At 54.2% G+C, this 25,623-nt stretch carries 25 protein-coding genes and 1 pseudogene; 12 read left to right on the top strand and 14 right to left on the bottom strand.

Annotated features, from left to right (window positions below; genetic code table 11):
- Entirely contained in the window at positions 1 to 3,159 is a 3,159-nt protein-coding gene (locus HXW73_RS03960; RefSeq protein ID WP_186254997.1) for an acyl-[ACP]--phospholipid O-acyltransferase, read from the top strand.
- A 34-nt stretch (positions 3,160 to 3,193) separates the two neighbouring features.
- Here HXW73_RS03960 and HXW73_RS17820 read toward each other — a convergent pair whose 3' ends face one another.
- From HXW73_RS17820 to HXW73_RS03935, 6 genes are all read right to left on the bottom strand, one after another.
- Positions 3,194 to 3,601 (bottom strand): alpha/beta hydrolase family protein, encoded by a 408-nt coding sequence (locus HXW73_RS17820; RefSeq protein WP_446718996.1) that lies wholly within the window; start codon positions 3,599 to 3,601, stop codon positions 3,194 to 3,196.
- 53 nt (positions 3,602 to 3,654) lie between these two features.
- Entirely contained in the window at positions 3,655 to 3,939 is a 285-nt protein-coding gene (locus HXW73_RS17815; RefSeq protein ID WP_240538706.1) for an alpha/beta hydrolase family protein, read from the bottom strand.
- 43 nt (positions 3,940 to 3,982) lie between these two features.
- A complete protein-coding gene (locus HXW73_RS03950; RefSeq protein WP_186254996.1) occupies positions 3,983 to 5,710 on the bottom strand; it encodes a mechanosensitive ion channel family protein in 1,728 nt (575 codons plus the stop codon).
- A 114-nt stretch (positions 5,711 to 5,824) separates the two neighbouring features.
- Complete coding sequence (locus tag HXW73_RS03945) at positions 5,825 to 6,355, bottom strand: GDYXXLXY domain-containing protein (RefSeq protein ID WP_186254995.1); 531 nt, start codon at positions 6,353 to 6,355, stop codon at positions 5,825 to 5,827.
- Positions 6,352 to 7,419 (bottom strand): DUF4401 domain-containing protein, encoded by a 1,068-nt coding sequence (locus HXW73_RS03940; RefSeq protein WP_186254994.1) that lies wholly within the window; start codon positions 7,417 to 7,419, stop codon positions 6,352 to 6,354. Before HXW73_RS03940 ends, HXW73_RS03945 begins: the two co-directional genes overlap by 4 nt.
- The gene (locus HXW73_RS03935) at positions 7,416 to 8,366 is read right to left on the bottom strand and encodes a DUF2157 domain-containing protein (RefSeq protein WP_240538705.1); all 951 of its coding nucleotides are present in this window, start codon (positions 8,364 to 8,366) and stop codon (positions 7,416 to 7,418) included. The genes HXW73_RS03940 and HXW73_RS03935 overlap by 4 nt, the downstream gene beginning before the upstream one ends.
- 83 nt (positions 8,367 to 8,449) lie before the next feature.
- Here HXW73_RS03935 and HXW73_RS03930 point away from each other — a divergent pair.
- The 3 genes from HXW73_RS03930 to msrQ all read left to right on the top strand — a co-directional run bounded on the left by HXW73_RS03930 (position 8,450) and on the right by msrQ (position 11,972).
- Positions 8,450 to 10,020, top strand: a protein-coding gene (locus HXW73_RS03930; RefSeq protein WP_446718989.1) for an IS3 family transposase whose coding sequence is annotated in 2 segments (ribosomal slippage) — positions 8,450 to 8,903 and positions 8,903 to 10,020 — 1,572 coding nt in all. Because the reading frame shifts where the segments join, the coding sequence is not laid out codon by codon here.
- A 312-nt stretch (positions 10,021 to 10,332) separates the two neighbouring features.
- Positions 10,333 to 11,352, top strand: a complete 1,020-nt coding sequence (gene msrP / locus HXW73_RS03925) for a protein-methionine-sulfoxide reductase catalytic subunit MsrP (protein WP_186254993.1) — start codon at positions 10,333 to 10,335, stop codon at positions 11,350 to 11,352.
- Entirely contained in the window at positions 11,352 to 11,972 is a 621-nt protein-coding gene (gene msrQ / locus HXW73_RS03920; RefSeq protein ID WP_186254992.1) for a protein-methionine-sulfoxide reductase heme-binding subunit MsrQ, read from the top strand. Before msrP ends, msrQ begins: the two co-directional genes overlap by 1 nt.
- A gap of 49 nt (positions 11,973 to 12,021) precedes the next feature.
- On the opposite strand, the gene HXW73_RS03915 is transcribed toward msrQ, so the two are convergent.
- Positions 12,022 to 13,677, bottom strand: a complete 1,656-nt coding sequence (locus tag HXW73_RS03915) for an FMN-binding glutamate synthase family protein (protein WP_186254991.1) — start codon at positions 13,675 to 13,677, stop codon at positions 12,022 to 12,024.
- Between the two features lie 328 nt (positions 13,678 to 14,005).
- Between HXW73_RS03915 and HXW73_RS03910 the strand changes: the two genes are divergently transcribed.
- The 4 genes from HXW73_RS03910 (at position 14,006) to HXW73_RS03895 (ending at position 16,531) form a co-directional block, all read left to right on the top strand.
- The gene (locus HXW73_RS03910) at positions 14,006 to 15,157 is read left to right on the top strand and encodes an alpha/beta hydrolase (protein ID WP_222105025.1); all 1,152 of its coding nucleotides are present in this window, start codon (positions 14,006 to 14,008) and stop codon (positions 15,155 to 15,157) included.
- A gap of 76 nt (positions 15,158 to 15,233) precedes the next feature.
- Positions 15,234 to 15,752 carry a cupin domain-containing protein gene (locus tag HXW73_RS03905; RefSeq protein WP_186254989.1) on the top strand — a complete coding sequence of 173 codons (519 nt, stop codon included), beginning with the start codon at positions 15,234 to 15,236 and terminating at the stop codon, positions 15,750 to 15,752.
- A 95-nt stretch (positions 15,753 to 15,847) separates the two neighbouring features.
- Complete coding sequence (locus HXW73_RS03900) at positions 15,848 to 15,961, top strand: DUF1330 domain-containing protein (RefSeq protein WP_446718995.1); 114 nt, start codon at positions 15,848 to 15,850, stop codon at positions 15,959 to 15,961.
- A 36-nt stretch (positions 15,962 to 15,997) separates the two neighbouring features.
- On the top strand, positions 15,998 to 16,531 hold the full coding sequence (locus HXW73_RS03895) for a hypothetical protein (protein WP_186254988.1): 534 nt from the start codon (positions 15,998 to 16,000) through the stop codon (positions 16,529 to 16,531).
- A gap of 11 nt (positions 16,532 to 16,542) precedes the next feature.
- Here HXW73_RS03895 and rhuM read toward each other — a convergent pair whose 3' ends face one another.
- Entirely contained in the window at positions 16,543 to 17,541 is a 999-nt protein-coding gene (rhuM, locus tag HXW73_RS03890; protein ID WP_186254987.1) for a virulence protein RhuM/Fic/DOC family protein, read from the bottom strand.
- 223 nt (positions 17,542 to 17,764) lie between these two features.
- Between rhuM and HXW73_RS03885 the strand changes: the two genes are divergently transcribed.
- Complete coding sequence (locus HXW73_RS03885) at positions 17,765 to 18,727, top strand: IS1595 family transposase (RefSeq protein ID WP_186254948.1); 963 nt, start codon at positions 17,765 to 17,767, stop codon at positions 18,725 to 18,727.
- Positions 18,728 to 18,810: 83 nt separating this feature from the next.
- On the opposite strand, the pseudogene HXW73_RS18005 reads toward HXW73_RS03885, so the two are convergent.
- A pseudogene (locus HXW73_RS18005) lies at positions 18,811 to 18,969 on the bottom strand (DeoR family transcriptional regulator); the annotation flags it as partial.
- A gap of 184 nt (positions 18,970 to 19,153) precedes the next feature.
- Here HXW73_RS18005 and HXW73_RS03875 point away from each other — a divergent pair.
- Both HXW73_RS03875 and HXW73_RS03870 read left to right on the top strand, forming a co-directional pair.
- A complete protein-coding gene (locus tag HXW73_RS03875) occupies positions 19,154 to 19,402 on the top strand; it encodes a type II toxin-antitoxin system ParD family antitoxin (protein ID WP_186254986.1) in 249 nt (82 codons plus the stop codon).
- A complete protein-coding gene (locus tag HXW73_RS03870; RefSeq protein WP_186254985.1) occupies positions 19,402 to 19,701 on the top strand; it encodes a type II toxin-antitoxin system RelE/ParE family toxin in 300 nt (99 codons plus the stop codon). Before HXW73_RS03875 ends, HXW73_RS03870 begins: the two co-directional genes overlap by 1 nt.
- 186 nt (positions 19,702 to 19,887) lie before the next feature.
- On the opposite strand, the gene HXW73_RS03865 is transcribed toward HXW73_RS03870, so the two are convergent.
- The gene (locus tag HXW73_RS03865) at positions 19,888 to 21,042 is read right to left on the bottom strand and encodes an MFS transporter (RefSeq protein WP_186254984.1); all 1,155 of its coding nucleotides are present in this window, start codon (positions 21,040 to 21,042) and stop codon (positions 19,888 to 19,890) included.
- Between the two features lie 188 nt (positions 21,043 to 21,230).
- Here HXW73_RS03865 and HXW73_RS03860 point away from each other — a divergent pair, with 188 nt between their 5' ends.
- Positions 21,231 to 22,100 (top strand): LysR family transcriptional regulator, encoded by an 870-nt coding sequence (locus tag HXW73_RS03860; RefSeq protein WP_186254983.1) that lies wholly within the window; start codon positions 21,231 to 21,233, stop codon positions 22,098 to 22,100.
- Here HXW73_RS03860 and HXW73_RS03855 read toward each other — a convergent pair.
- From HXW73_RS03855 to HXW73_RS03840, 4 genes are all read right to left on the bottom strand, one after another.
- Entirely contained in the window at positions 22,097 to 22,312 is a 216-nt protein-coding gene (locus tag HXW73_RS03855) for a hypothetical protein (protein WP_240538704.1), read from the bottom strand. The genes HXW73_RS03860 and HXW73_RS03855 overlap by 4 nt on opposite strands.
- A complete protein-coding gene (locus HXW73_RS03850; protein WP_240538703.1) occupies positions 22,309 to 23,070 on the bottom strand; it encodes a type IV toxin-antitoxin system AbiEi family antitoxin domain-containing protein in 762 nt (253 codons plus the stop codon). Before HXW73_RS03850 ends, HXW73_RS03855 begins: the two co-directional genes overlap by 4 nt.
- A gap of 603 nt (positions 23,071 to 23,673) precedes the next feature.
- Positions 23,674 to 24,600 (bottom strand): Rpn family recombination-promoting nuclease/putative transposase, encoded by a 927-nt coding sequence (locus tag HXW73_RS03845; RefSeq protein WP_186254981.1) that lies wholly within the window; start codon positions 24,598 to 24,600, stop codon positions 23,674 to 23,676.
- A gap of 82 nt (positions 24,601 to 24,682) precedes the next feature.
- Positions 24,683 to 25,591, bottom strand: coding sequence for a LysR family transcriptional regulator (locus HXW73_RS03840; protein ID WP_240538702.1), 909 nt, complete (start codon positions 25,589 to 25,591; stop codon positions 24,683 to 24,685).
- Between the last annotated feature and the right edge of the window lie 32 nt (positions 25,592 to 25,623).

The following is a 25,623-nucleotide window of genomic DNA, read 5'->3' as shown; positions in this document are numbered from 1 at the left end:
ATGCATCGACTGCTGCACTTAAAGGGCGCTTGGCCCTATCTGATCGCCATCTTTCTCAATGCCTTTGTGGATCTGGGCCACAAGATCGTCATTCAGAATACGATCTTCAAAAGCTACGATGGTGAAGCACAGGTCGTACTTACCGCGCTGGTTAACGGGCTTATCCTGCTGCCCTTTATTTTGCTGTTCAGCCCGGCGGGCCACGTGGCCGACACTTACCCCAAGGTACGCATTCTGCGCGCATCGGCCTGGGCCGCCGTGGCGGTTTCTCTGGGCATTACGGCTGCTTATTATCAGGGCTGGTTTTGGCTGGCATTCGCGATGACGCTACTGCTGGCTATTCAGTCAGCCTTCTACTCACCGGCCAAATACGGCTTGGTGAAAGGGCTGTTCGGCAAGCCGCACCTGGCGGAAGCCAACGGGCTGATCCAGGCCGTCACGATTGGTGCCATTCTGGCAGGCACTGTGGCGTTTACCGCATTGTTTGAAACCTGGATAACACCGACTGATCAAACCCCAGCGCAGCTGTTGCACCAGATAGCACCACTGGGCTGGCTACTGGTGCTTAACAGTGCTATTCAAGTGGCAACGCTTTATCGTCTGCCGCTGGATAACACCACGCGACCGGATACCCCGCTCACCTGGCAGCGCTACATCAAGGGCACAGCCCTGAAAGACAACCTGCGCATTATCGCCCGCCAGCCGGTCATTAGACTCTCCATTATCGGCTTGGCCACCTTTTGGTCGGTGGGCCAAGTGCTGCTGGCGGCCTTTCCTGCCTATGCCAAAGATGCGTTAAGTATCGATAACACGCTGGTGTTGCAGGGCATTCTGGCGGCTAGCGGTATCGGGATTGCGCTGGGTTCCATGCTGGCCAGCAAGTTTTCACATAACCGCATAGAGACAGGCTTGATCCCTGTCGGCGCCCTCGGGGTTGCCCTGGGGCTATGGTGTCTGCCGCTGTTAACCACGCCTTTTGGCCAAGCGCTGAACTTTGTGTTTATCGGCATGATGGGTGGGCTGTTTATCGTACCGCTTAACGCGCTGATTCAGTTTCACGCCGCCGACAACGAGCTAGGCACCGTGTTGGCTGCCAACAACTGGATTCAAAACATCGCCATGCTGGGCTTTTTGGTGCTCACGGCGCTGTTCGCCTTGGCGGGTGTGGATAGCCACTACCTGCTGTTGCTCATTGCCACGGTGGCGATGGTCGGCGGCGGTTACACCATTGTTAAGCTGCCCCAAAGCCTGGTGCGCTTTCTGCTTGGCTTCTTGCTGACTCGCCGCTACCGGGTTGATGTCCATGGTTTGAAAAACCTGCCCGCCCAGGGCGGCGTGCTGCTATTGGGCAACCATATCAGTTGGGTGGATTGGGCCATGGTACAGATCGCCAGCCCCCGCCCTGTGCGTTTTGTCATGCTCAAATCGGTTTATCAGCGCTGGTACCTACGCTGGTTCTTAAAATCCCTGGGCTGCATTCCCATCGAGCGCGGCAGCGGTGCCGAAAAGGCGCTGGCCGATGTCGCTGAACAGCTCAACGCGGGCGAGGTGGTGTGCCTGTTTCCTGAAGGGGCAATCAGCCGCACTGGTCAACTGGGTGAATTCCGCCGCGGCTATGAGCGCGCCTGTGACATGGCCAACCCCGATGTAAAAATCGTGCCTTTCTACCTGCGCGGCCTGTGGGGAAGCCAGTTTTCCCGCTCGTCCAGCAAGTTAAAGGAGCTGCGTAACGCGCCGCTGCACCGCTCGGTCGTGGTTGCCTTTGGCAAACCGCTACCTAAAGATACCCCCGCTGATGTGCTCAAAAGGCGCATCTTTGAGCAGGCGACAAGTTCCTGGCAGCGGGCCATGGACGAGCTACCCACCCTGCCGAATGCCTGGATTCAAAGCGTTAAGCGACGTCCTCGAGACCTTGCCCTGGCCGATACGCGGGGCCGCCCACTCAACGCGAGCCAGGTACTCACCGCCAGCCTGCTAATGGCAAAACGGTTTCGCAAGCTCAACCCGGGGCAAAACGTTGGCCTACTGCTACCGACCAGCAGTACCGGGGTTATCGCTAATATGGCCACGCTGCTGGCGGGCAAAACAGTGGTAAACCTGAATATCACCGCCGACCAGGAAGCACTTTCCTCAGCCCTTTCCCAGGCGGAAATTACCACTGTATTCACCTCACAGCGCTTATTGAAGAAACTCGAGCAGCGCGGGCTAAACGTTAGCCAATGGCTTGGCGAGAAGCAGGTGGTCTTTTTAGAAGACCTGCAAACCTCGATTGGCCGCGCCGAGCGCTTGAGCACCTGGCTTGCGGTGAGAATACTGCCTACTTGGCTACTACAGCGCGGCTTCTGCCGCAGCCATGATACCGACGCCACGGCGGTGATTCTGTTCTTAAACGAAAGCGAAGGCACCACCAAAGGCGTGATGCTCAGCCACCGCAACCTGATGGCCAATATCAAACAGACCTCCGATGTGCTCAACACCCAAAGCAACGATGTATTAATGGGCTCATTGCCGTTGTTTGACGCCTTCGGCCTCACGGTCACCCAACTTCTACCGCTGATTGAAGGGCTACCACTGGTGTGCCACGAGGAACCTGACGATGCCCAGGGTATCGCCGACGCTATTGCCAAACACAAAGTCAGCATCTTGTTTAGCATGCCGATCTCGCTGCAAATGTTTGTCGAGAATCCCAAGGTGCAGGCAGCAATGCTGGAAAGCTTGCGGGCGGTGGTCGTAGGGGCAGAGACGTTCGATGAGAGGTTACGCGCCAGCTTTGCGCAAACATTCAACACGCCTATCTACGAAGGCTACGGCGCCACTGAAACCGCACCGGTAGCATCGGTCAACCTGCCGGACGCCATGGACGCTAACTACCAGCAGGTGCAACGCGGCAGCAAACCAGGCACTGTCGGCATGCCGCTCCCCGGCACCAGCGTCAAAATCGTCGACCCTGAAAGCTTTGCAGAATTGCCCACTGGCGAGGCAGGCATGATATTGATCAGCGGCCCGCAGGTGATGCAGGGCTATCTGAATGACCCGCAGCGCACGGCCAAGGCGCTCCACAAGGCCGATGACCACCGCTGGTTTGTCACCGGAGATAAAGGCTTTATCGACGAAGACGGCTTTTTGACCCTGATTGACCGTTACCCTTTTAGTAACTGAGCAATCTTCGTCATGGAGAAATAATGAACAGTGCCTATAGATGTTTTGAAAAGAAATCCATCAACAACTCGTAATGCTTATTCTGGCAAGCACTGCTGGGTATATGATCCTCGCCTTCGTAGTAGTGTACTTCCGGGCTACGGCCGTGCTTGATTAGGCGTTTTTCCAGTCGCGTGGTCATCTCAACCGACCACATGCGGTCTTGCGTGCCATGGGAAAGAAACAGCGGCCCAGGGTAGCGCTCAATTTCTATCGGTGTGGTGGGCAATAAGCCTTCATGGCTCCCCTGCCATGTCCAGGCGCGCTTACTGACGTCCCAGGCCTGCCAGCCAGGGTCGCCGGCATCACGAAAACCACGCGCATCAAAGGCACCGCATACGACATCGGGCGGGCTATGCGCCGCGATAGCATCTGGCGCACCTTCGATCTTATCCTTAGCCATCAGTGAAGCGAGTAATAACGCGTGCTCGGCGCCGCGTGAAAGTCCATAAAGCCCTACTCGTTCATCAATTCTCGTAAGGCTTTAAACGCCTCCACACTGCGGTCAAGCGGGTAATCGATAATATGCCCTGCGTTCCAGGCATTACCGCCGCTTGAGTAGCCGTAGGGAAATGCCAGGAACCCATGCGCGGCGAACAGCATCGCGTCCCGGTGGCTCCACCCGGCCCACGCGCCTTCAGAGCCATGCAGCAACATGATGGCTGGAAAAGGGCCATCGCCCGGCGGGCCATAAGTGACGCCCCAGTTGGATAACTCGCGCTGCACAATATTTAAAGACATTTACTTCTCACATGCTCACCCTTTACCCCGCGACTGATTCGTTCTATTCAGACGATTTCCCCTCAGCGTTATCCGCCTCCGCGGAGTATTTGACTTTCGCTCCACGCGCAACATCCTGATGGCTGATCACCATCACTTCTCTCGGCCACCACTCGGGATGGTTGTCGCGAATGAACGCCATGAGCTTTTCGCGGACGTGCATTTCCGCTGTCCACCCGGCCATGGGGTCAGAGGTCATTAAATAACAGGTCACGGTTTGCGCCGTCTCCGATTGTGCCGTCACGTAACACAGCAGCTTGTGGTGCTCGATAACGTCGTCTTCGTCCTTTGCGAACTCTACAAACTTGTCTCTTATCAGCTCGATATCCGCACTCAGGTGAAGAGTCAGCTCCACGTATCGATACATCTTGATGCTCTTGACCGAGAGGTTCTGGAAAGGCTTGGACGTAAAGTACGTCACGGGCACGATCAAACGCCGTTCGTCCCAGGTTCTCAAGCGAATATAGGTATAAAAGATGCCTTCTACGTAACACCACTGGTCTTCAAAGATCACCAAGTCACCAATACGAATCGGCTTGGCAAACGACAATTGAAAAGACGCTACAATATTGCCTAACACCGCCTGACCGGCGACACCCACCAGTACCGCCAGAACGCTGGCAGACGCCAGGATGGATAACCCCATCGACTCAAAAAGCTGTATCTGCCCCAGGATATAAACTGACACACTGGTGACGGTCACCAGGATAATGATACGCCGCAGTGCGTAGAGCGATGTCAGCAGCTTGCGCTCGTCCTTAGGTTTGGTGTCATCGATCTCCCCTACCAGCCGCCGCGTCATGCGCAGCATCAGGGTATCTACAAAACGCAGCGCAATGGTGCCCGCGCCCCAGGCGAGAATGCCGATAAGCAGCACACGAAAGGTTGTGGTGGCGACCGCTGAAAACGACACCACATAGTTAAGCAACATCTGGGTGAAAAGCGAGATCACGATCAGCGCCGTCGGCATGCCAATCTGCCCGGCAAACATTCGAAAGGCACCCGAGGGAAGCCAGTTCGACATCAAACTAATTAGGCGGTGGACACCCCAGCCTACCATGCCCACGAAAAGCAAAAAGACCGGAATGGCAACCCACTCCCAAAGCCTTAGCATCCCAAATGATGACTGCAGACTTTCGGGAATATACTGCTCCAGCATCGACGGGCCGAATTGCTCGTAGAGCATCGGAATGTACGACACGCTGATCGGCATGATCAGCCATACTGGCTCTTCTTCGTCAACGCGGTAGCGGGCTAGACGGATATCGTAGGTTTGTCCATCGGCCCGCAGCGATGCCAGTTCAAGGTTACGCCGCGCTTCGCCAACGCGCGGGTTTTGTCCGGCGGGGTCTTCTATCACGGCGTCTTCCCGCCCCGAGAGATTATCGACGCTGATCCGTTCGCCACGCTTGAACACTTCCGCCAACTGCCGAGCCAGTTCCTGACCTTGTTCGCGCTGCTCATCGTCGCTCAATTCCGACAGATTAAGCATGTGTGCCGCTTTCTCGTACTCACCCTTTTCGGTGAGACCAAGAAAGCTTCGCATGGATTCGCGTGGCGTGACGCGGTTGGCTTCTTCAGGTGTTTCGCCAAGCCCTGTGTTGAGCGAATCAACGGTAAACCACCGACGGTCCTCGCTCTCTTCTCCTTGAGTTTGCGCCGCGCAGAGGCTGGAGAAAGTGAAGATCAGGGCCAGCACTAGCCACACGGGCCACGCGTTGTTTGCTTTCATAATCGCCTTATTGAGTTTTGGGTGGGCCAGTGATATCGGTCACAACGCCTATAGCTTAGTCGCAATATCCCGTGCGTGGACGCCATGCATGGACACTGATCAATGAACCAGCGTTCACCTAGCCATTTCTCCCAGTCTATTGAGGTCGACATCGTGCAGCGAAACCAACAGCAATTCACCGTCACCGTTGACGCGAAATTGGCCATAGCGCGCTGACTCATAGCGTTCGCCGTGGCCTTCCTGAAAGAAGAAAGCGTTGGTCGCAAAGCGCACCTGACCATTGCGCAGCCGATAGTGCAGGCGTCTCTCTTCATCACCCAGTGGGGAGCCATTATCCAGCCGCTGAAAGTGGGCGATACGCTGTTCATCCAGGCGCACAATGACCTCACCATTCTTGGCCTTTGGAGTCCCTCCTTCGTGACGCTGACGAAGTGCGCGCTGAATAGCGTTACTCAGCTCAAAATTGAGCGCCATATAGTCGCCCTGCATCAACGAACGCGGGTCCACCGGGGCTAACGCCAGGTAAACAACGTCGCCCTCAGCCAGGTGGCGCTCTTTATCCCAAATGGCCCAATTGACCACTGCAAGAATCAGCAATGTGGTCACAATAACGACAACGCGGTTCCACTTGGCGCTAAGCATCATGACCTAGGCTCCCGCGGTGTGCTTGAGCCATGCCACACAGGCAGTGACTTGCGCAGTACCCAACGCAGTATCAAGAGCAACACACCTATCACGAGCAGCGTTAATGCCTTGATGAGTAGCGTCGTATCCAGCCAATAGTAATAACTGCCCATACCCACCAGCAGCGACAGCACACCGAGCCCCGTCAGCAGGCGATGGCCAATGGCAAACCCCAGCAACAGCACCACAACGCCTTGCGCAACCATTGGCACGTAAAGAGAAACCAGGAGCAACGCGGCAACGCCTGCATAAGCGCTCCAATGCCGCGATTGCGTTTTAAAAACCCTGTGCAGCAACAGTGCCAACGTCAGCGCTAACAAGCCGGTGTTCAACCACGGCGCCAGCCACCCAAAGGTGCCTATGCGGTGATCTTCAAACTGTATCCATAACGGCTGCCCGCTATGCGCGATTCCCTGCAATACCAGCAGGCCCACCAAGAGGCCATAGCCCCAGGCCTGTACATGTCTGATACGCCCGGGCCAGCGAAACTCGTTCAGCCACAATAGCGTCAGCGCCAGCAATACCAGCCCGCTCGCGCTTTGCTGCAAAGCGATCATCGCCAGGGCCATGTACAGCGCCAGGCTGGCGGCGAACGCAGAACAGGCACGGTGCACGTAGCTCGGCATGACCAGCGCCAACACGACCTCCAAACCCAACAGAGGCCACCAGAGATACGCAGACGCTTCCCAAGCCATCACCCAGGCCCAAGCCACCAACAGCTGGCCGACCAAGCTCACCGCCAGCGCCAAGTGTTCAAGCACATCGCTACGCGCCGCACGTAATAATGCAAAAGCGGCCCCCATCATGGTCAGCCCCAAGCCCATCGACGCTGCCGAACTGTCCACCACCGGCATAGCGGCCAGAGCGATAAAACCAAGCAGAAACAACGCCGCCAGCCAGCCGGAAAATGCCTGCAACAGGCGCACAAACCAAGGGACTTCCGGGGATGCTGCGGTATCGTGCTCGTTTAACGGGATGCCTGCCTGTCCTAACCGGATGATTAGAGGCGTCGTTTCGCGCGTCATTGGGTCGCCTCCCGGTGTAGACGCTTCAGCCACACCACGGCCCCAGCGCCCATCACTAACACCACAAGCGCAAGCATCAGCATACTATCCGCCTGCCACTCGTCCTTCCCTATCAAGAATCTGGCCAACAGCAACGTCACGACACTAATCACCGACACACAGCCCCCCGCCACCAACAATAAATCGGGGCACAAGCGCCGATACACGCCATACAGCGCTGCCAACCACAGCGGGTAAACCACTAGCGTTGGTGTAAAAGAGGCCGAATTGACGATCCATGTCATCATCAAGAACGTGACGGGCACACCACTCCCCAGCGCCAATAATCGTACACCCCAACGACTCGAGCACCAGCCCCGGCGCTTTAGGCCCCACTCCCACACGGCAAGCGCCGTTGTGTTGAGCGCGAATAGCCACCAGAAAATGGCGTCGCTCTGGATAAACCAACCATCCAACGCTCCGCCCCACGTATCGACATAAAGCCAGAGCGCCACGTTAAGCAGCCCAAGCCACAGCACCCAAAGCACATCAAAACGCGCCACCCAAACCCAGGGCAGCGTGAACACCGCCCAAGCAAAGAACAGCTGCCAAGGGTCGGCACCCGTTTGGTACACCTGCCCCACCAATGCCAAGAGCACCCCGACCAGCAGGGACGCTGCCGTTATCGCAACCTTAAAGATTAACCGCCGAGTACTGCCCCAAACAGCAACCCCCGCGGCCAACACCAGCGCCACCTGCACCAGTGCAAAACGCGGCCAGCGGCCCATCTCTGCCCAGTTATAGGCGATGAAAAACAGCACTGCGAAAGCCAACGCCAGCCCGCCCAGCCATAGCAACAGCCGATCAATCAACACGGCCCAGGCACGGGAAGAAGGCGACAATGCGGCAACGTCCACCGCGCGCGCCACCTGTTCAGGCGGTATTGTTCCCCGTTCAATTAACGACACCAGTTCACCCCCCTCTGTCAGCCTAGTTGTCCGGTTGGCGATATCGCCTAAATCAAATCCAGAGGGAGCGGCATGGAGCGCGTGTGCCACGTTATTCTAAAGAGCGTAAAGCTGTTGTACTGAAAAAGTTGTTGCCACCCCATAATCGCAGTGTGGTATCTGTCGCCACTGAAGAAGGCATCTCTGACGCGACGCTGTATAGTTGGTTAAAACAGTGTCGAGAAAAAGGAGTGCCTGTGCCGGGTTACACCCAAAGCGACAACGAGTGGTCGCCTGACGCCAAGCTTGCCGTGGTCATCGAAACCGCCACCCTGTCAGAAACAGAGCTTGGTGCTTACTGCCGCGAAAAAGGCCTGTATCCCGAGCAGATCCAACAGTGGAAAGCCGCTTGTCTCCAGGGCGCTGGCCAACAAGAAGACCAGCAAAAAACGGCACAAAAGCAGCGTAAACAAGACCGTAAGACGATCAAACAGCTCAAAGCGGAAGTGCGTCGCAAAGACAGAGCCCTAGCGGAAACGACATCGTTACTGGTGCTCTCAAAAAAGCTCGACGCCTTGTACGGCGAAGACCCGAACAGCGGCGAGGACGACTGACGCCTCTTGAGGAACGTGCAAGGCTCATTACGTTGTTTGATGAAGCGGTCACCGGGGGCGCTTCCCGTTATCAAGCAGCGGCGATGATAGACGTGAGCGAGCGCACGCTGAAACGCTGGCGTTCTGGGTGTGGCGCGGTGGCTGAGGATCAGCGCCCACACGCGGTACAAGGCAGTCAGCCGCATCAACTGACTCACGAGGAGGAACAGGCTATTTTGAGTGCCTGCAATCGCTCCGAGTATCAGAGCCTGCCACCGTCTCAGATCGTGCCGTTACTGGCAGATCAAGGGGTCTACTTGGCTTCCGAGTCGTCGTTTTACCGGGTACTGAAAAAGCACCAACAGCAGCACCATCGAGGGCGAATGAAGCCACGCCGCCCAGTGCCTGAGCCGACGAGCTTCACAGCAACCGGACCCAACCAAGTCTGGTGCTGGGACATCAGCTATTGCTCTTCCGTTGTGCGTGGCCAGCACTGGTATCTCTATCTGATCATGGATATCTACAGTCGCAAAATCATCGCCTGGGAAGTCCACGAGGCGGAATCAGGCGAGTTAGCGAAACACCTGCTGGAACGCGCTTTATTGCGCGAAGGCTGCTGGCACCAGCCTCCAGTGCTGCACTCGGATAACGGCGCACCGATGACGTCTTATACGCTTAAAGCGAGGTTAACAGAGCTGGGGATGTTGATGTCTTACAGTCGACCGAGAGTGAGCAATGACAACCCTTACTCGGAAGCGTTGTTCCGCACCGTCAAGTATTGTCCAGCGTGGCCCACAAAGGGCTTTGCATCGCTGAACGCGGTACGTGACTGGATGCTGACGTTCGAACGCGCTTACAACGAACAGCACCTGCACAGTGGCATTCGGTACGTGACGCCCGCTGATCGGCATCAAGGTGCCGACCGAGAACGTCTTGAGCATCGCAAAGCGGTTTATGAAAGAGCTAAGCGCCGACATCCACAGCGCTGGTCAGGCAACACACGAAACTGGGAAGTACCCGGTTCGGTAGCGCTCAACCCTGGCAAGCTGCAGGAAGTCGAGCGTAATAAACAGGCTGCTTAGAGGCAGCTATTTGGACAACTGGGTTGAAAATCACCGTCACGGCGTTTTGAAGCCATGGCTTTCCTTGTCAGTAGTTCAGAGCAAATCGGTCTTGGAAGCTGTCTTAAGTAGGATGATTCAAGCAGCCCCCCCTATACGTTCGCTCAGAAAGAAAAAGATCACTCTTTACTTGTTTTTATAAGTTTTTACATACAAGTTGTGTAGAACCCTGCATCCAATTCCGGGTCGAATGCGTATGCTTTAAAACGATGTTGCTGTTATAGCGAATCCAACCTCCCTCTGTCGACGGCTTAACCCCACAGGAGGCATCCAATGCTTATAAAGATTGCCAAACCGAGTGACTTGCACGAATCCGATGTCACACCAGAGTCTATCTACCTCTCCCGGCGGCGCTTTATGGGTGGCATCGCAGGCCTGGGGGCAGGGCTTGCGCTCTCAGGCCATGCCCAGGCCGCCGCTGAGGACTATTCGGACGTCCCCGAAGGCGACGCACCCGGTTGGCTGAAAGAAAAAATCAGCGACGCCAAGTGGGATGCCATCACGCCAAGCGATCCTGAGAAAGACAAGCTCGCGCCCTTTGATGATGCCAGCAACTACAATAACTTTTTTGAGTTCGGCACCGACAAGGGCGACCCTGCCCGCCATGCGGGCAGCCTGGAAACCCAGCCGTGGAGCGTGGTGGTTGATGGTGAGGTGAATAACGGCGGGCGTTTTGCGCTCGAGGATCTGGTCAAACCGGCGCAGTTTGAAGAACGCATTTACCGCCTGCGCTGCGTTGAAGCGTGGTCGATGGTGATCCCCTGGCTGGGCATTCCCCTCGCCGAAATCATCAAGCGTGCCGACCCCACCAGCAAAGCCAAGTACGTGCGTTTTGAAACCCTAGTCGACCCCGAGCAAATGCGCGGTCAACGTTCATCATTCTCGATCATCGATTGGCCCTACGTGGAAGGCTTGCGCCTAGACGAAGCCATGCACCCACTAACGGTCATGGCCATGGGCATGTACGGCCGCGAACTGCCCAACCAGAACGGCGCCCCCTTGCGGCTGGTGGTTCCCTGGAAGTACGGCTTCAAGAGTATCAAATCGATTGTGCGCATCTCACTGGTCGAAGAGCAGCCGGTCAACTCCTGGCAGCAAATTGCCTCTGATGAGTACGGCTTTTATGCCAACGTTAACCCCAATGTGGATCACCCCCGCTGGAGCCAGGCCACCGAGCGGCGCTTACCTAACAGTCTATTCAGCACCAACACCATCGACACTCGCATGTTTAACGGCTACGAAGATGAAGTCGCCGAGCTATATGCCGGCATGGACTTGAGGAAGCACTACTGATGGCAACGCAGCGCAAATGGTTAGTCTGGCGCGTGGCGGTGTTTCTGGCCGCACTAGCGCCGTTGGTATTCTGGAGTTGGCAGGTGGCGAACAACGCCGCCGGCCCGGAGCCAGGACGCTACCTGTTGCTCAACATTGGCATTGGCGGGCTGTGGATGCTGCTGCTCACCCTCAGCCTGACGCCGCTGACCAAGCTCACCCGCTGGAAAGGCTTCGCGCTGATCCGGCGCCAGTTGGGGCTCTGGACGCTGGCCTACGCCACCCTGCATATGCTCAGTTACGCGCTATTCATCTTGGGGCTTAACTGGGCACTGCTGGGCAGCGAGATCGTCAAGCGCCCCTACATTATCGTCGGCATGATCGCGCTGATCGGCCTGTCCGTACTCGGCGCCACATCCAACAAATGGTCGATGAAGCGCCTGGGTAAACGCTGGAAGTCGCTGCACAAATTTTCCTACGCCATTTTGGGCCTAGTGCTGCTGCACTTCTTCTGGGTGGTGCGCGCCGATATGAGCGAATGGGCAATGTATGCCGCCATTGGCGCGCTCGTTATGGCCACCCGTCTGCCCCCCGTGTCGCGCACGCTGCCTAAACTGCGCCACCGATTGAGTCGAGCGTAAAAACCGCGATGAAAGGCATCTGAGGATTGGCGTGTAGCCGTTATTTTGTTCACTCCAGCTTAGTGAAACGCATCTGAGCAATCCGCGAAGGCGGTAAGAACGAATCTGCCCGGGCGTCTTTCCAGTAGTGTTCAAAGACCGTGTGATGGCAGTCTCCGATCAGCAGCTCGTTAGGCTTCAAGAACGTAAAAAGCTGATCGTAGGATTGAATCTCATTTTCTGACACCCGCCGGACAATGTGCTCTGGGCCCAACTCACTGGTATGACCAAGCCCGGCGGCGGCCAGCATCTCTGCCAATGCTCTCAGGGTATTTCGGTGGTAGTGATAGACCCGTTCAGATTTATCAGCGACATCCAAATGCTGCCCCCGCTTCGGATCCTGGGTCGCCACCCCGCTTGGACATTTATCGGTGTGGCAGCTAAGCGCCTGAATACACCCCAGTGAAAACATGAAGCCCCGACCGGCGTTGCACCAATCGGCTCCCAGCGCGATGGTGCGGGCAATATGAAAACCGGACATGATCTTGCCCGCCGCCCCAATGCGAATTTCGTCGCGAAGCCCCGCGCCCACCAGCGTATTGTGAACCAGGGTCAGCGCCTCGGTTAGCGGCACCCCAAGCCGATTGATAAACTCCAGCGGCGCTGCCCCCGTGCCGCCCTCGCCTCCATCAACCACAATAAAATCCGGCCGTTCGCCAGTTTCAAGCATGGCTTTGACAATGGCAAACCACTCCCAGGGGTGGCCAACCGCCAGCTTGAACCCCACCGGCTTGCCCTCGGAAAGCTCGCGCAGGCGGCCGATAAAGTGCATCAACTCCAGCGGTGTCGAAAACGCCGTATGGGCGGCGGGCGAGATGACATCCTGGCCTATCGGCACGCCCCGTGCCTCAGCGATTTCAGTGGTCACCTTGGCGCCTGGCAGAATCCCACCATGGCCGGGTTTCGCCCCCTGGGAGAGCTTGATCTCGATCATCTTCACCTGCTCGTCGCAGGCATTGGCCGCAAAGCGCGCCTCGCTGAAGGTGCCATCATCGTTCCGGCAGCCGAAGTAGCCCGAGCCTATCTCCCATACCAAATCACCACCGTGCTTGCGGTGGTAGCGGGAGATCGAGCCCTCCCCCGTGTCGTGATAAAAGCCACCCTTGTGCGCCCCGGCGTTAAGCGCTTCAATCGCATTGGCCGACAGCGAACCAAAGCTCATCGCCGAAATATTAAACACACTGGTTGAATAGGGCTTACGGCAGCGGCTGCCACCCACCTGAACACGAAAATCGTGATCATCGATAGTGCTGGGTTGAAGGGAATGATTGATCCATTCATGGCCCGGCTGATACATGTCCAGCAACGAGCCAAACGGCTTTTTATCGCCCTCATTCTTGGCACGCTGGTAGACCACCGCCCGCTGCTCCCGAGAGAAAGGACGCGCGTCCAGATCCGACTGGATAAAATACTGCCGAACCTCCGGGCCTATCGACTCAAGGACATAGCGCAAGTGTGCCAGTATGGGGTAGTTACGGCTCACGGTACGCCGACGCTGCCGCACATCGTGAACCCCCAACGCCGACAGCAGGCCGAAGACCACCACGCCCCACAGCCACATCAGCGAAAACGCCAGCCCAATCAGCGAGATCGCCAACAGCAACAAACAGGCAATAAAGGTGGCATGTCGGAGAGGAATACGGGATAGCCCCCGAGGGTCGATCATAAGCTACAAACTCCGTTTGAATCGTTTCACACTACATGGTGAAACCGCCTAGCATAACGCAGAGTGTGTACGCCCCACCAAGCGCGACGAGCAAAAAGCAGGGCTTAGGCATAACGCCCGACTCGCCAGTCATGTGATCAGTAATGATAATATCTAAAGGGGTAAGAAGATTGGACAGTGGTGGTACAGGCATTAAGTGAAAACGACCTCAGCATGATCGAGCCACCCGGCGGGCCATAACAGCATCGGCACCCAGGTACTTTCGAATGCACGCCTCTATTGATAGCCCATAATGACTGATAGCCCATAATGACTGATGGAGCGCTCCATGTTTCTTCGCCTAGTCGTACTGCTTTGCGCCCTTGTGTTGCTGTCCTCTTGCGCTGTACCGCCGGATTCTCCGCGCTTCCAGCCCTCGGGCAACTTGCCGCGCCATGATCAAGCCAGTTTCGATCAGTACGTACGCGATACCCGCGCCTGGATTGCCGACAACCGCGCCTTCATCGGCGAAGATCGCTACCGCGAGATAGCGCTCAATGCCCCGTTTGAACGTCGCCCGGGCACCCCGACAAACCGTGGCATTCTATTCGTGCACGGACTGGGCTCAAGCCCTTGGTATTTCACGGATGTAGCCAACGCCATGGCGGAAGACGGTTGGCTGGTACGTTCGATTCTGTTGCCCGGTCATGGCACCCGCCCCGCCGACCTGATGCTGCCGGGCCATGACGATTGGGAAAACGCCGTCGCCCATCACACCAAGCTGCTTGCGGATGATGTCGATGAACTCTGGCTGAGCGGGTTCTCGACCGGAGGCAACCTGGTGACCACCCAGGCATTCCAGGACGATAGCGTCGATGGGTTGTTGTTGTTCTCCCCCGGCTTTTACCCGGACAGCCAGTATCTTTTTCTCGCCCCAGCCATTTCCTATTTTTGGGACTGGCTCGATATCGATGACGAGGACAATATCGTCACGTATCAGTCGCTGCCGTCGCGCGGGGCCTCGCTCTATCATCGCTCGGTCAGTACCGTGCAAAAAAACCTCGACGCCAACCGCTTTGATAAGCCCGTGCTGATGACCATAAGCCAGCACGACAGTGTCCTTGACCCCGAGGCAACACTCGATGTTTTTCAAACCCGCTTCCCTAACCCGAAATCACGCTTCGTGTGGTACGGCGACACCCCGCAACACCTCGACGATCCCCGCGTCACCGCGCTGACCAGTTCACTGCCTGACCGGCGGATCAGCAACTTTTCTCACATGAATGTGCTGTTTGCGCCCGAGAACACCTATTACGGTGAAACGGGGAGCTACCTCATGCTGGAAAACGGCCAGGAGGACCTCGCTCCGCCCGATAACCCTGACGCTATTTGGTTCAGCGCCTGGGGGCAGCGCGACGCGGAAAAATACCACGCCCGCCTGACCTGGAACCCCTACTTTGACGATCTACTCGATGAAATCCGCAACGTCACTGGAGACTGAACGTCGACAACAGGCTGACTCACCGCGCAACTGACAGCTACGCTATGAGACAACCATCTCGACACCGGAGGCCATGATGATCACCCCACAGCCTGAGACACTGTATTTTGACAGTGATGAAACGACCGGTTACCCCAATTCGCCACTGCCGGTGCTGATGTATCGCGATGTTATCGACATCGTCGATGCTGAGGCGCTGGCCGATACGCTCGAAACCATGTTTGAACAGCACGGCTGGCCGCCGGCGTGGCGCTACCATCTGTATGACTTTGACCACTTTCACTCCACCGCTCACGAGGTCTTGGGCATCTTTCGAGGGCAGGCCCGCGCCCGGCTGGGCGGCCCCAACGGCCGCGAGTTGATGCTTTGTGCTGGCGATGTACTGGTCCTTCCCGCGGGCGTCGGGCATGCCAGCCTCGAGGCGGATGATGATTTCTGCATGGTAGGCGCCTACCCGCCAGGCCAAAAGCCGGAGATAGAACGCGGCGACCCGGCACAACTGGAAGCGGCAATGGCGCGCGTGGCTAACGTGGCGATGCCCGAAAGCGACCCGGTCGGCGGCTCACTCAAATCGCTTTGGCGGCAAGACGCTTAAATCCAGCAGAATCCTGCCCATAGCAGGTAAGATGCCTAGACCCACACTTCACACCGACGAGGAGTCCCTATGCCCGCCTTTTACGCTTCCCCGATATGGCCGCCGCCCGCGCCTGGTATGAAAGTCCCGCCTACCAGGAAGCCCGCCAGCACCGTTTTCAGGGGGCGGACTATCGGGTCTTTATCGTGGATGGCATTGAAGGCGCCTAGAAGACACCCCATCGTCTATTAAAAGAGGACCGCATCATGATCGAGTCACGTGAAGACCTCGACGCCATCAAGCAGTCGTGCCAGTCGTTGGTCACGAGGAGTTCAGGCCTCTCTGCCGGGGCGGCGATCATTCCCATCCCCGGGGTGGATATTGGCTCAGACGTAGCCATATTGATGCGGTTGATTCCCCAAATTAATGAAAAGTTTGGCTTATCGCCTGAGCAAATCGAAAGCCTGGATAGCGAATCCAAGCTCTTTGTGATGACCGCCATTTCCAATACCGGCAGCAAGCTGGCCGGGAAATACATCACCAAAAAACTCATCGTGACGGTGCTCAACAAAATGGGCATCAAGGTAGCCGCGAAAGGCGTGACAAAGTTCGTCCCGCTGATCGGCAGCGTCGTGGCAGGCAGTATTAGCTTCACCGCCATGAAGGTCATGGGCAACCGCCATATCGAGGATTGTTACCAAATTGCCCTGGAAGCGCTTGAAAAAGAACGGCTCGCGCATGAAATTGTGATCGAGCCTGAATCAGGGCCAGGGCCAGCAAAGAACTCTCCTCAGTCGTAATAGCTCGGTGATCAGCCTTCTTTCAGCAGTATAAAATGCTCAATCAACCGTATCATCAGCGTTTTCTGATCGGGCAGGCTTTCGGCCACTAACAGCGCTAACGCCACCAGGGTGTTGTCGTTGATCAGTTGCTCGACGGGGCGGGCTAGTAAAGACGCGTTGCGGCGCAGGTACCACAAAAACAGAAACGAGCCACAGCGCTTATTTCCATCGGCCAATGGATGGTTTTTAACCACAAAGTAAAGCAGGTGCGCCGCTCGGGTGGCCACGTTGGGGTAAAACAGCTCGTCGCCAAAACCCTGTTCAATGGTGGCCAAGGCTGATGTCAAACCGTCGCCTCGCACCTGCCCAAACAGCTCGGTTGCCTCGCCTTTGGCGATCAAGGTTTGCTTTAACTCACCAATGGCTGCCAAGGCTTCTTCCAACTCCAGCGAGTGCATACCGGGCTGCTTGATGTTTAGCTCGGTTAATTGTTGTTCGTCATAACCTTGCAGCAAGCTCCAGGAACGCGCGTAATCGCTAATCACACGCGCTACGGCCTCGCCTTCTGTTGAAACCAGGCCCTGATTGGTCAGGGTGCGGCTGAGTAGCGTTAATGCTTGTTCAAACTCTACGCCACGCTCGGTTAAGCGCCGTTGGTTTAGGGTGTAGCCTTGGACTAGATATTGTTTGAGTACATCTGTGGCCCACTTGCGGAATTGGGTAGCCCGCTTGGAGCTAACCCGATAACCAACAGAAATAATAGCATCGAGGTTGTAGTGTTTGATGCGACGGCGAACCTGGCGCTTGCCCTCTTGGCGAACTACTAAGAAATCCTTAGTAGTTGCCTGCTCGCTCAGCTCCTCATCTTTAAAAATATTCTGCAAGTGCATGAGAACGTTTTCGGATGTGGTAGCGAACAAGCTCCCCATCTGCGCCTGGCTCAACCAAACGGTCTCCTGCTCAAGCGTCACCTCTAGGTGTGCTTGCCCATCTTCGCTGGTAAATATCTGTATTTGCTGGTCATTCATGAGTGTTACCTCCCAGGTTTACATCAAGCTCCATGCATCTCCAAAGCAAGCATCACTCAATGCAGCAGTATTCACCTTTGCCTACCCAAGCACGCCTGTTATCAGAGATTAAGTAAACCTTACCAAAGGCTGATCATTTATGGCTATGTTGGCATCTTCTGTTGATATGCTTTAAATATACTGTATAAAATACTGTATATGAAGCCTTCCTCTGGAGCATGCCATGAAGCAAGCAGACTTCAAAACCCTTGAGCAGACACTTACCAGCCTTCCAGTTGATCGCAAGAAGTACATAGCGGAACGACTTCTTGGGCAAATCAGCTCCCAGGCAAATACGCTGATTGATACTTTAAGCCATCGCTTTCCATGCCCCCATTGTGGCGGTGAGCACGCGGTTAAGTGGGGGCGCAGCGGTGGCCTGCAGCGGTATCGATGCCGGAATTCCGAGTGTCACAAGACCTTCAACGCCCTCACAGGCAAGCCATTGGCCAAGCTGCAACACCGAGATAAATGGTTCGACTACCTGCGCTGCATGCAAGACAGCCTGACGTTGCGCGCCTCAGCGGCCCGAGTGGGTATTGATTTGAAGACGGCTTTCCGATGGCGTCATCGTTTCCTAAAAACGAGTGCTCAAGACAACGCCAACCCACTATCCGGCATCATTGAGGTAGACGAAACCTTCTTCCTGGAATCCTGCAAAGGAAAACGTAAGATCCCTCATCGCCAACCTAGAAAGCGCGGAGGGCAAGGCAATATTAAGAAAAAAGAACAAAAGATTCAGGTGATTATTGCGCGAGACCGTAACGGAAAGGTGAGTGATTTGGTTGATCCAGCGCTCCAGAAATCGACGGTTCATGAGTTTCTGGGACCGATCATTGATCGCGACTCGATTTTATGCTCTGACGGGCACAGCTGGTATAAGACCTTCTCTGCTAAGCATGGGATTGCCCACCATAGACTGATCACACTCGATAATCAGCGAGTGATCGGCAAGGAATACCATATTCAGAACGTGAACAGCTATATGAGTCGCTTGAAGGGATGGATGACGCGCTTTCATGGGGTGGGGTCAGCGTACTTGCCTAATTATTTGGCATGGCGGCGGTTGTTTGAAACCGCAAAGCCAGCCGAGGAGGCGTGGCTTCGCGCGGCGATGGGGGCTGACCAACAGCAGATGCCAACATAGCCTCATTTATACAGCTATATATGCAAAAAAAGTTATTAACCCCTCCTAAACGATACGAGTCACCGCTGGGTTTGCTATTTACATTATTCCCCGATCGGCACCCAATAACGCGTGCTGCGCCCACCGCCGGGTAGCTTGTAGAGGCAGCTCTTTTCTACCAGTTCAGCTAAATCACGTGTTGCGGTGGCTTTACTTACCTTGGCCAGCGATTGGTATTTACGCGCATTGATGCCCTGCTCAAATGCCCCACTGCTGTGTCAATTATTCAGATCATATCGTGAGCCGATTATGGTTAATATTCGACTCATGATTAGGATTAGTTTCAGCAGTATACATACGCATCGGCCCTCGTTAGCTGGCTCTCTTGCCTTTCTTGTCAGCCTCACCTATATTCAAATTTGTTACTTTTGAATATAGGAAGCACTCATGGCGACGACAAGCCTTAGCCTCGGAGAGCACTGGGAAGTCTTCATCAGAAACGAGGTCTCCAGCGGTCGCTACGGCTCCGCAAGTGAGGTTGTGCGTGACGCTTTGCGTGCCATGGAGGAACGCAAAAGCAAAATTGAAGCGCTACGTACTCATCTAGCCCAAGGTGCCGAGCAAGCAAGGGCTGGTGAATTCGTGGATGATTTCTCGGTGGATTCACTAATCAACGATTTGGATAGAGAAACGTGATGCCCACGTTTCATATCACACCTAGAGCGAGAGACGATTTAAAGAATATTGGCCGCTATACGGAGCGGCAATGGGGCAGGAGCCAACGTAATATCTATCTAAAAGATTTTGAAAAACGATTTCACTGGCTCGCAGAAAATCCACTATTAGGAAAACATCGCGCTGACATCAGCGAGGGTTATTACAGCTACCCACAAGGCCAGCATGTTATCTTTTACCTGATTGGCCAAGGGGGCATTGAGATAATCGGCATTCCTCACAAAGAAGTGGATATCGTCTCGTATTTTCTGCCTGATTGATCAGAGCCAATCATTTTGATATTGGGACGCACTGGCGGGCAACGGAACAAACAGGCGAACCAGCAACGCTGAACTATCCGGTATCTCCAGATGATTCAGCGTTCATACTTTGCAAACACATTTTCAATATCCCTGAACCTATTTACCAAACAGCTCAGCCATCTCCCTTTGCGTCTGCAATACTATTCAAGGGCTTACAGACTGTACCGGTTGCTCGCTATGATAGGGGCTAAGCACGATCACAGCGGCAATGAAACATAGGCCTCCCGCTATAAACCACAACATGTAATAAGACCCTGTAATAAAGGCAATCATCCCCCCTGTCAGAGCAACCAGCCCAGCGCCTAATTGATGAGCCACGTTGATCCAGCTAAAAGCGGAAGGCCCTTGGTCACCAAAGATTTGATTGCATAAGTTAATAACAGGCGGAACCGTTGCAACATCAAATACACCGAACACGACAGCAAACGCTATCAACTCCCAGCCAACCGGCTGCGTTAAAATGAAAGGGAGCCAAATCAGGCTAGCGCCCCTCAAAATAAAAATCACCGATAGTAGTGCTTGCTTATTGATTCTATCCGACAGCCATCCTGCGCCAATCGTCCCCGGGATATTTAAAACGCCGACAATCAATAGCAGATAAGAGGCATCTGCAATCGGTATGCCTTCCATGTTCGCAGCAGGCGTAAAGCTGCTCCACATAAGACCATTCGTGGTGGCACCACACATGCCGAAGGCCAGGGCTATCACCCAAAACTTCTTATTTTTGACGAACGTTTTCAGATTAACAAAGACGTCGACAAAGGTACTATCCGGTTTAAGATGATAAGCCGTAACCGTTCTAATCGCCGACCTTTTCTCGTTTAGCAGCAAACATATGACTAACAAGGTGATAACGGTAAGCACAACACAGCCAATCAACGGCGCACGCCAGCCAAACTCATTCGCCAGCTTTGCCCATCCAGGTAATAATACAAACTGCCCCGTCACGGCAGAAGCCGTCAATATGCCAGTAGGCAGCCCCGTTCTCTTAAACCAGGAACGAGCAAACAGGGCGCCAAATGACATTGTTAAAGCGCCGCACCCCAATCCAACTAAAATCCCCCATGCGAGATTAAAAACGATTTTTGAATTGATTGTGCACACCAATGCGCCTACACAGAGTACCACAAGGCTTAATACGACTATTTTCTTGATCCCATACTTCTCCATCGAATGAATTGCAAAGGGCGCTGTAGCCCCATAAAGGATCATATTGATCGTTATGCCGACGGTTGTACTGAGTGTCGTCCACCCCAGCTCTTCTATCAATTGTGACGTCAGCAAGCCGGATAGCGTCACGTAACTTCCAGCCGTTATGATACATAAAGCCGCAACGAATAGAGCGCTAAGTTTTTGCCGTGAGGATATCACTGGAACAGTTTGATCTATTGCATTCATTTCAAGACGATCTTCTATTAATCAATTTCTTGAAATATTATCCATCCAGGCTTAGCATGTAAATTATCATTAATGAAAACGAGATTATCATGATTGAGAATCTTAAATGGGATGACTTTAAGGTTGTACTTGCCATTGCAGAAGAAAAAACCTTAAAAAAGGCAGCAACTAAACTACACTTCAGCCACCCAACAATTTACAGGCGACTAGCAGAAACTGAGACAAGGTGTGGCGTCAAGTTATTTCACCGCGACGACAGCAACGCCTACGTACCCACCCTAGCGGGATTAGAGTTGGTAAGAAGCGCAAAGGAAATAGAGAAACAGGTTCTCTATGCTGAGCGGAAGATTTTCTCTGCTAATGAGAAATTCTCCGGCAATCTAACAATCACCACCACCGACACGTTAATGTATGGCTTACTGGGTGACATCATTCATGATTTTAACTGCAAGTATACCGCTCTAGACATAAGCGTGATTGTGAGCAATAAACTGATGAGCCTTGAGGCACGCGACGCGGACATTGCTTTTCGCCCGGTGGTTAGCCCGAATGAAACACTGATAGGCAAAAAAATTCTACCCATCAACCAGGCCGTATATGTATCACAAGAAAGCCGATTCTCCGACTGGCTAGAAAAGGATATCCCATGGATTGCGCCCAATACGGAAATGCAGTACCCACTGCTCAGCGAATGGTTTTCAAAAAACAACCTGCTTAACAATAGACTATTAAAAAGCAACTCGATTCTTATGGATTACTTCATGGTATCGAACTACGATTATGCTGCCGTGTTACCGACCTACCTCGAAAATCGTGGCGGAATCAAGCGAATAAGCCCTATTATCCCCGAGTTGAGTACCTATATGTGGGGCTTAATGCATACCGATTTAAGAACGTCTCAAACGGTTACCGAATTTCTAAACTATGTGCGCTCATGCTGCAAAGATCTCTCTGGCTAACTGAGCAGCGTCTCAAGTTCGCGCCGTTGAGCCGCATGCTTCGTACCGTTTTCGTTCTTAAGCTTTTCCAGATTGATGAGCTTCCAGCGCACGGCGGGCAGATCCGCTGCCTGAGGGCGGTCAATGGCATCAAAATCAGGCGAATACGTCCTCTTTGGCAACATGTGGAAGAATGCGCACAAGGAGTTCGACCTGTGCTTGATAGGTTTCATGCGCCATCTCTGGTCTCCGCCGTTACAAACTCCCCAGGCACCATGATGCGATAGCGCGGATGTATCTTGCCCCCTTTCACCAGTGCGCGATCGCCACTGCCAAGGTTGAACTCTGCTGGGTCGAGGCGCTTGCGCCAAGGATGGTCGTGGCGATCCGCAAAGACGAAGAACAGCCGCTTGACCTTGATTTTCTTGCAACTGTGCAGCAACGCCGACAGTATTCTCGGCCGCAGTGTGGTCAAGCTCTCGAACACCCTATCAAGGTTATGAAAACTCTCATGGTCGGGTAATTCGTCCATGACTTCCATGACCGCCCGCTCAGGTGCCGACATCTTGAGCGTCCAGTCCCATGGCAACGCGTTTTCGTCGTTGATGTTATTTTTGGCAAGCCCAACTGACGTGTCGACGAACAGTGAGGTACTACGGGTCACGATGGGAGCGTTTAGTGACAGCTTGCTTAGCCAGTTAGGTGTGGTGTTGCCATATACCCCGACAGGCGCACTGCTGCCCAGCCGCAGATAGTGATCGTAGCCCTGTTGGGTAAGTGCCGTTGTGCCACCGACATGGATGTCATAGCCCATCATATGCTGCATGGAGAGAAGGCAAGTTTTCCAATCAATTGCGCCTGATGTTGTTGCGTTCGGCACAGGGCGTCGGAAGACGCCGCGGTTAACCCGCTCAAGCCAGCCGTTAACAACGTATTTGCGAGCAAGGAAACGGCTGACACCGTGGCGTTCAAGCCATGCAGTATCGACCATGTACCCTGACGGTATGGCTTCAAGCAATCTCTTTAGTATTGCTTCTTTATGTGTACTCATGGTTCACAAATTAGCATTTAACTAAAGAGCCTGCCACACCACTCTTTGATATTATCAAATTTTGTGTACTTTTAGTTCACAAATAACCTATTTTTTAAAGATTCGCAGCGAGGTGAGTTGCCAGCTTGGCCGCCGTTAAAAGCAGCGCCCGCTTTTACCCTAGATACGACCGAATTCCGGGAGCGCAGGGCAAATCTGCCTACTGCAATAGCTCGACTTAGGTCAGTTTGTTGGCATCAAATACGAGCGAGACGGCAGCAAGACAAAACCCGAAGCGCCACCTAGTTTGAATGTATGAATTGTCTGGAGATTGGCAATGGCGCAACTAACAGGTGGCTGTCTCTGCGGTAAGATCCGAATCGTGGCTAATGGCGGCACACCTTGATGCCCTTGATTTACCCGATCAACTGAAACCGACGTATGAGCTTTAGAATATTCGACGTGAACATTGGTTGCCGCCCTTCCCTACCGTTGAGTGACATGATCGGGATTGGGAAGATTGAGCATGCTCAAGGGCGGCCGTTTAGGCCAAAAGGTAATAAATCAACGCTTACCTTCAATGCGCAGCTTCGCCACTTCATCTAGTGCCAGACCAGTCGCTTCAGCGATCTGCTCATCGCTAAGCACCCCCAGCTTGAGGAGATTACGGGCTGTTTTCTCAATACCCAGCCTTTCGCCTTCCTGGCGTTCTTGCTGAGCCCAATTTTCCAAATTTTCTGCCAACATGTCTTTATCCTCCACCAAACTGTTGAGCTGATTGAGGTCGACCTCAGCCCCGAGCCGCTGCAGGTGGCGTTTAAGCCAGCGGGTAATGATCTTATCGATACGTTCTTTATGGGGATCGGCCTGAATAATCGCCACAATCCGATCCACAGCTTGCTGCAGCCCCTGGCGATTCGTGGAGGCCTTCTCGATACTGAACACCCCGCTTAGCGGCGACTGTACCAAACCTAACTGTTCATCAGTATAGCGCCCTTCATCGACCAAGTAATAACGCATCCGTGGCTGGTAGACCTGTAGGAGACCCGGTGGTTCCGGAGTGATCATGTCATAGAGGTCTAATGATGCTGTCCAGCGTTCTGAACCGTTATAAAGCACCAATGGAAACACCGGCGGTAACCCCTGGCCGGGCGTGATGATCTTCTGCTTGAGCAACTCACTGTAAAAGCAAGCGGCGTAGTGCATCAGCCTAACCGGCATGGTGCGATCTACAGAGGACTGAAACTCCAACAAGATGTACAGATACACCTCTTGGGTCACGCCCTGCCAGTTGACGTTGACTGACCACACCACATCCTCAATTTTTTCTTCGAACAGCGGCGTAATGTAGTTGCCGCTATGGCTTTTCAGAGTAGAAAAGTCCATTAACTGAGCAATCTCGGCGGGCGCAAAGCCTTCGATAAGTTGCTGCACAAACTCAGGATAGCTGAACAGCTCTTTGTAGCCGGTATCGTGATGGTTATTGACCATGGAGACCTCTGCCAATCGTTACAAGACAGACTACCATGCTCATCTCCCCGTAATACATTCACAAGATATAATGAAGGGCCTGTTAAGCTTTGCATTCACTCAGTAATTGCTGGCCAACCTGATTCAGCGACTGCCGTTTAGGCCAGAAGACAATCAGGTTCCGGTCACGTCGGGGTGATAACGGCAGCGTGACCACGTTAGCCGTCGGCTTGTTGCTTAACGCCAAGGTAGGAACCAAGCTAACACCGACATCGCCAGCAACCATCTGCAATAACGTTCGCGTATCGCGTACCCAGAAATCCACCTGGAAGGTGTCGATTTCCTCCAACGAGTGGGCAAATATCTGCTGGATAAGCGCTTCACAACCGCCTGATGACATTATAAGAGGGTGTTCCGCTAGCTCCGCCACCGTCACGCTGGCTTGTTTGCTGAGTGGATGGCTTGAAGGCAGTACGGCAACAATCTCATCCTTCTTTAACAGCTGCCAATCAAAGTGCTCACGCCAGTAGGTGAGATTCAGTTGGGTGACATCGGTTGTGATCCCCATATTGATCACGCCACTTTCCACCCACTCCTTTATCTCTTCCTTCATGCCTTCCAGTACAAGGCTGATGGCATCCGGGTAGCGGCTCGTGAAGCTCGCAAGCTGAGGCGACAACCAGCCAGATAGCGCGCTGGAAATAACGCCTATCTTCAGCGTTTCATCCGCCTCGTTATGAAACTGCCCTACTTGCTGGCTTAATACCTGAAGCTCACCTACCACCTTCCTGGCGCTAGTAAGCACTAACTCTCCTAGCGCGGTGGGTACCAGCCCTTCTGGGCTTTTGATAATCAGCGGGCCACCCGCCAGTTTTTCCAGTGCCTGCGTGGAATGACTCACCCCCGACTGGCTAACGCCAAGACGCTCCGCCGCATGGGTATAAGACTGCTCTTCCGCCACGGCAAGCAGCGCGCGAAGTTGGGCAATGGAGATATCCGCCCCTCTGATCATCACGACTCCTCATGGCGACCATGACCTAATCG

Source organism: Halomonas sp. SH5A2, assembly GCF_014263395.1.
Taxonomy (GTDB): Bacteria; Pseudomonadota; Gammaproteobacteria; order Pseudomonadales; family Halomonadaceae; genus Vreelandella.
The sequence above is the reverse complement of the archived record's forward strand: the minus strand, read 5'-3'. Positions and strand labels throughout refer to the sequence as shown.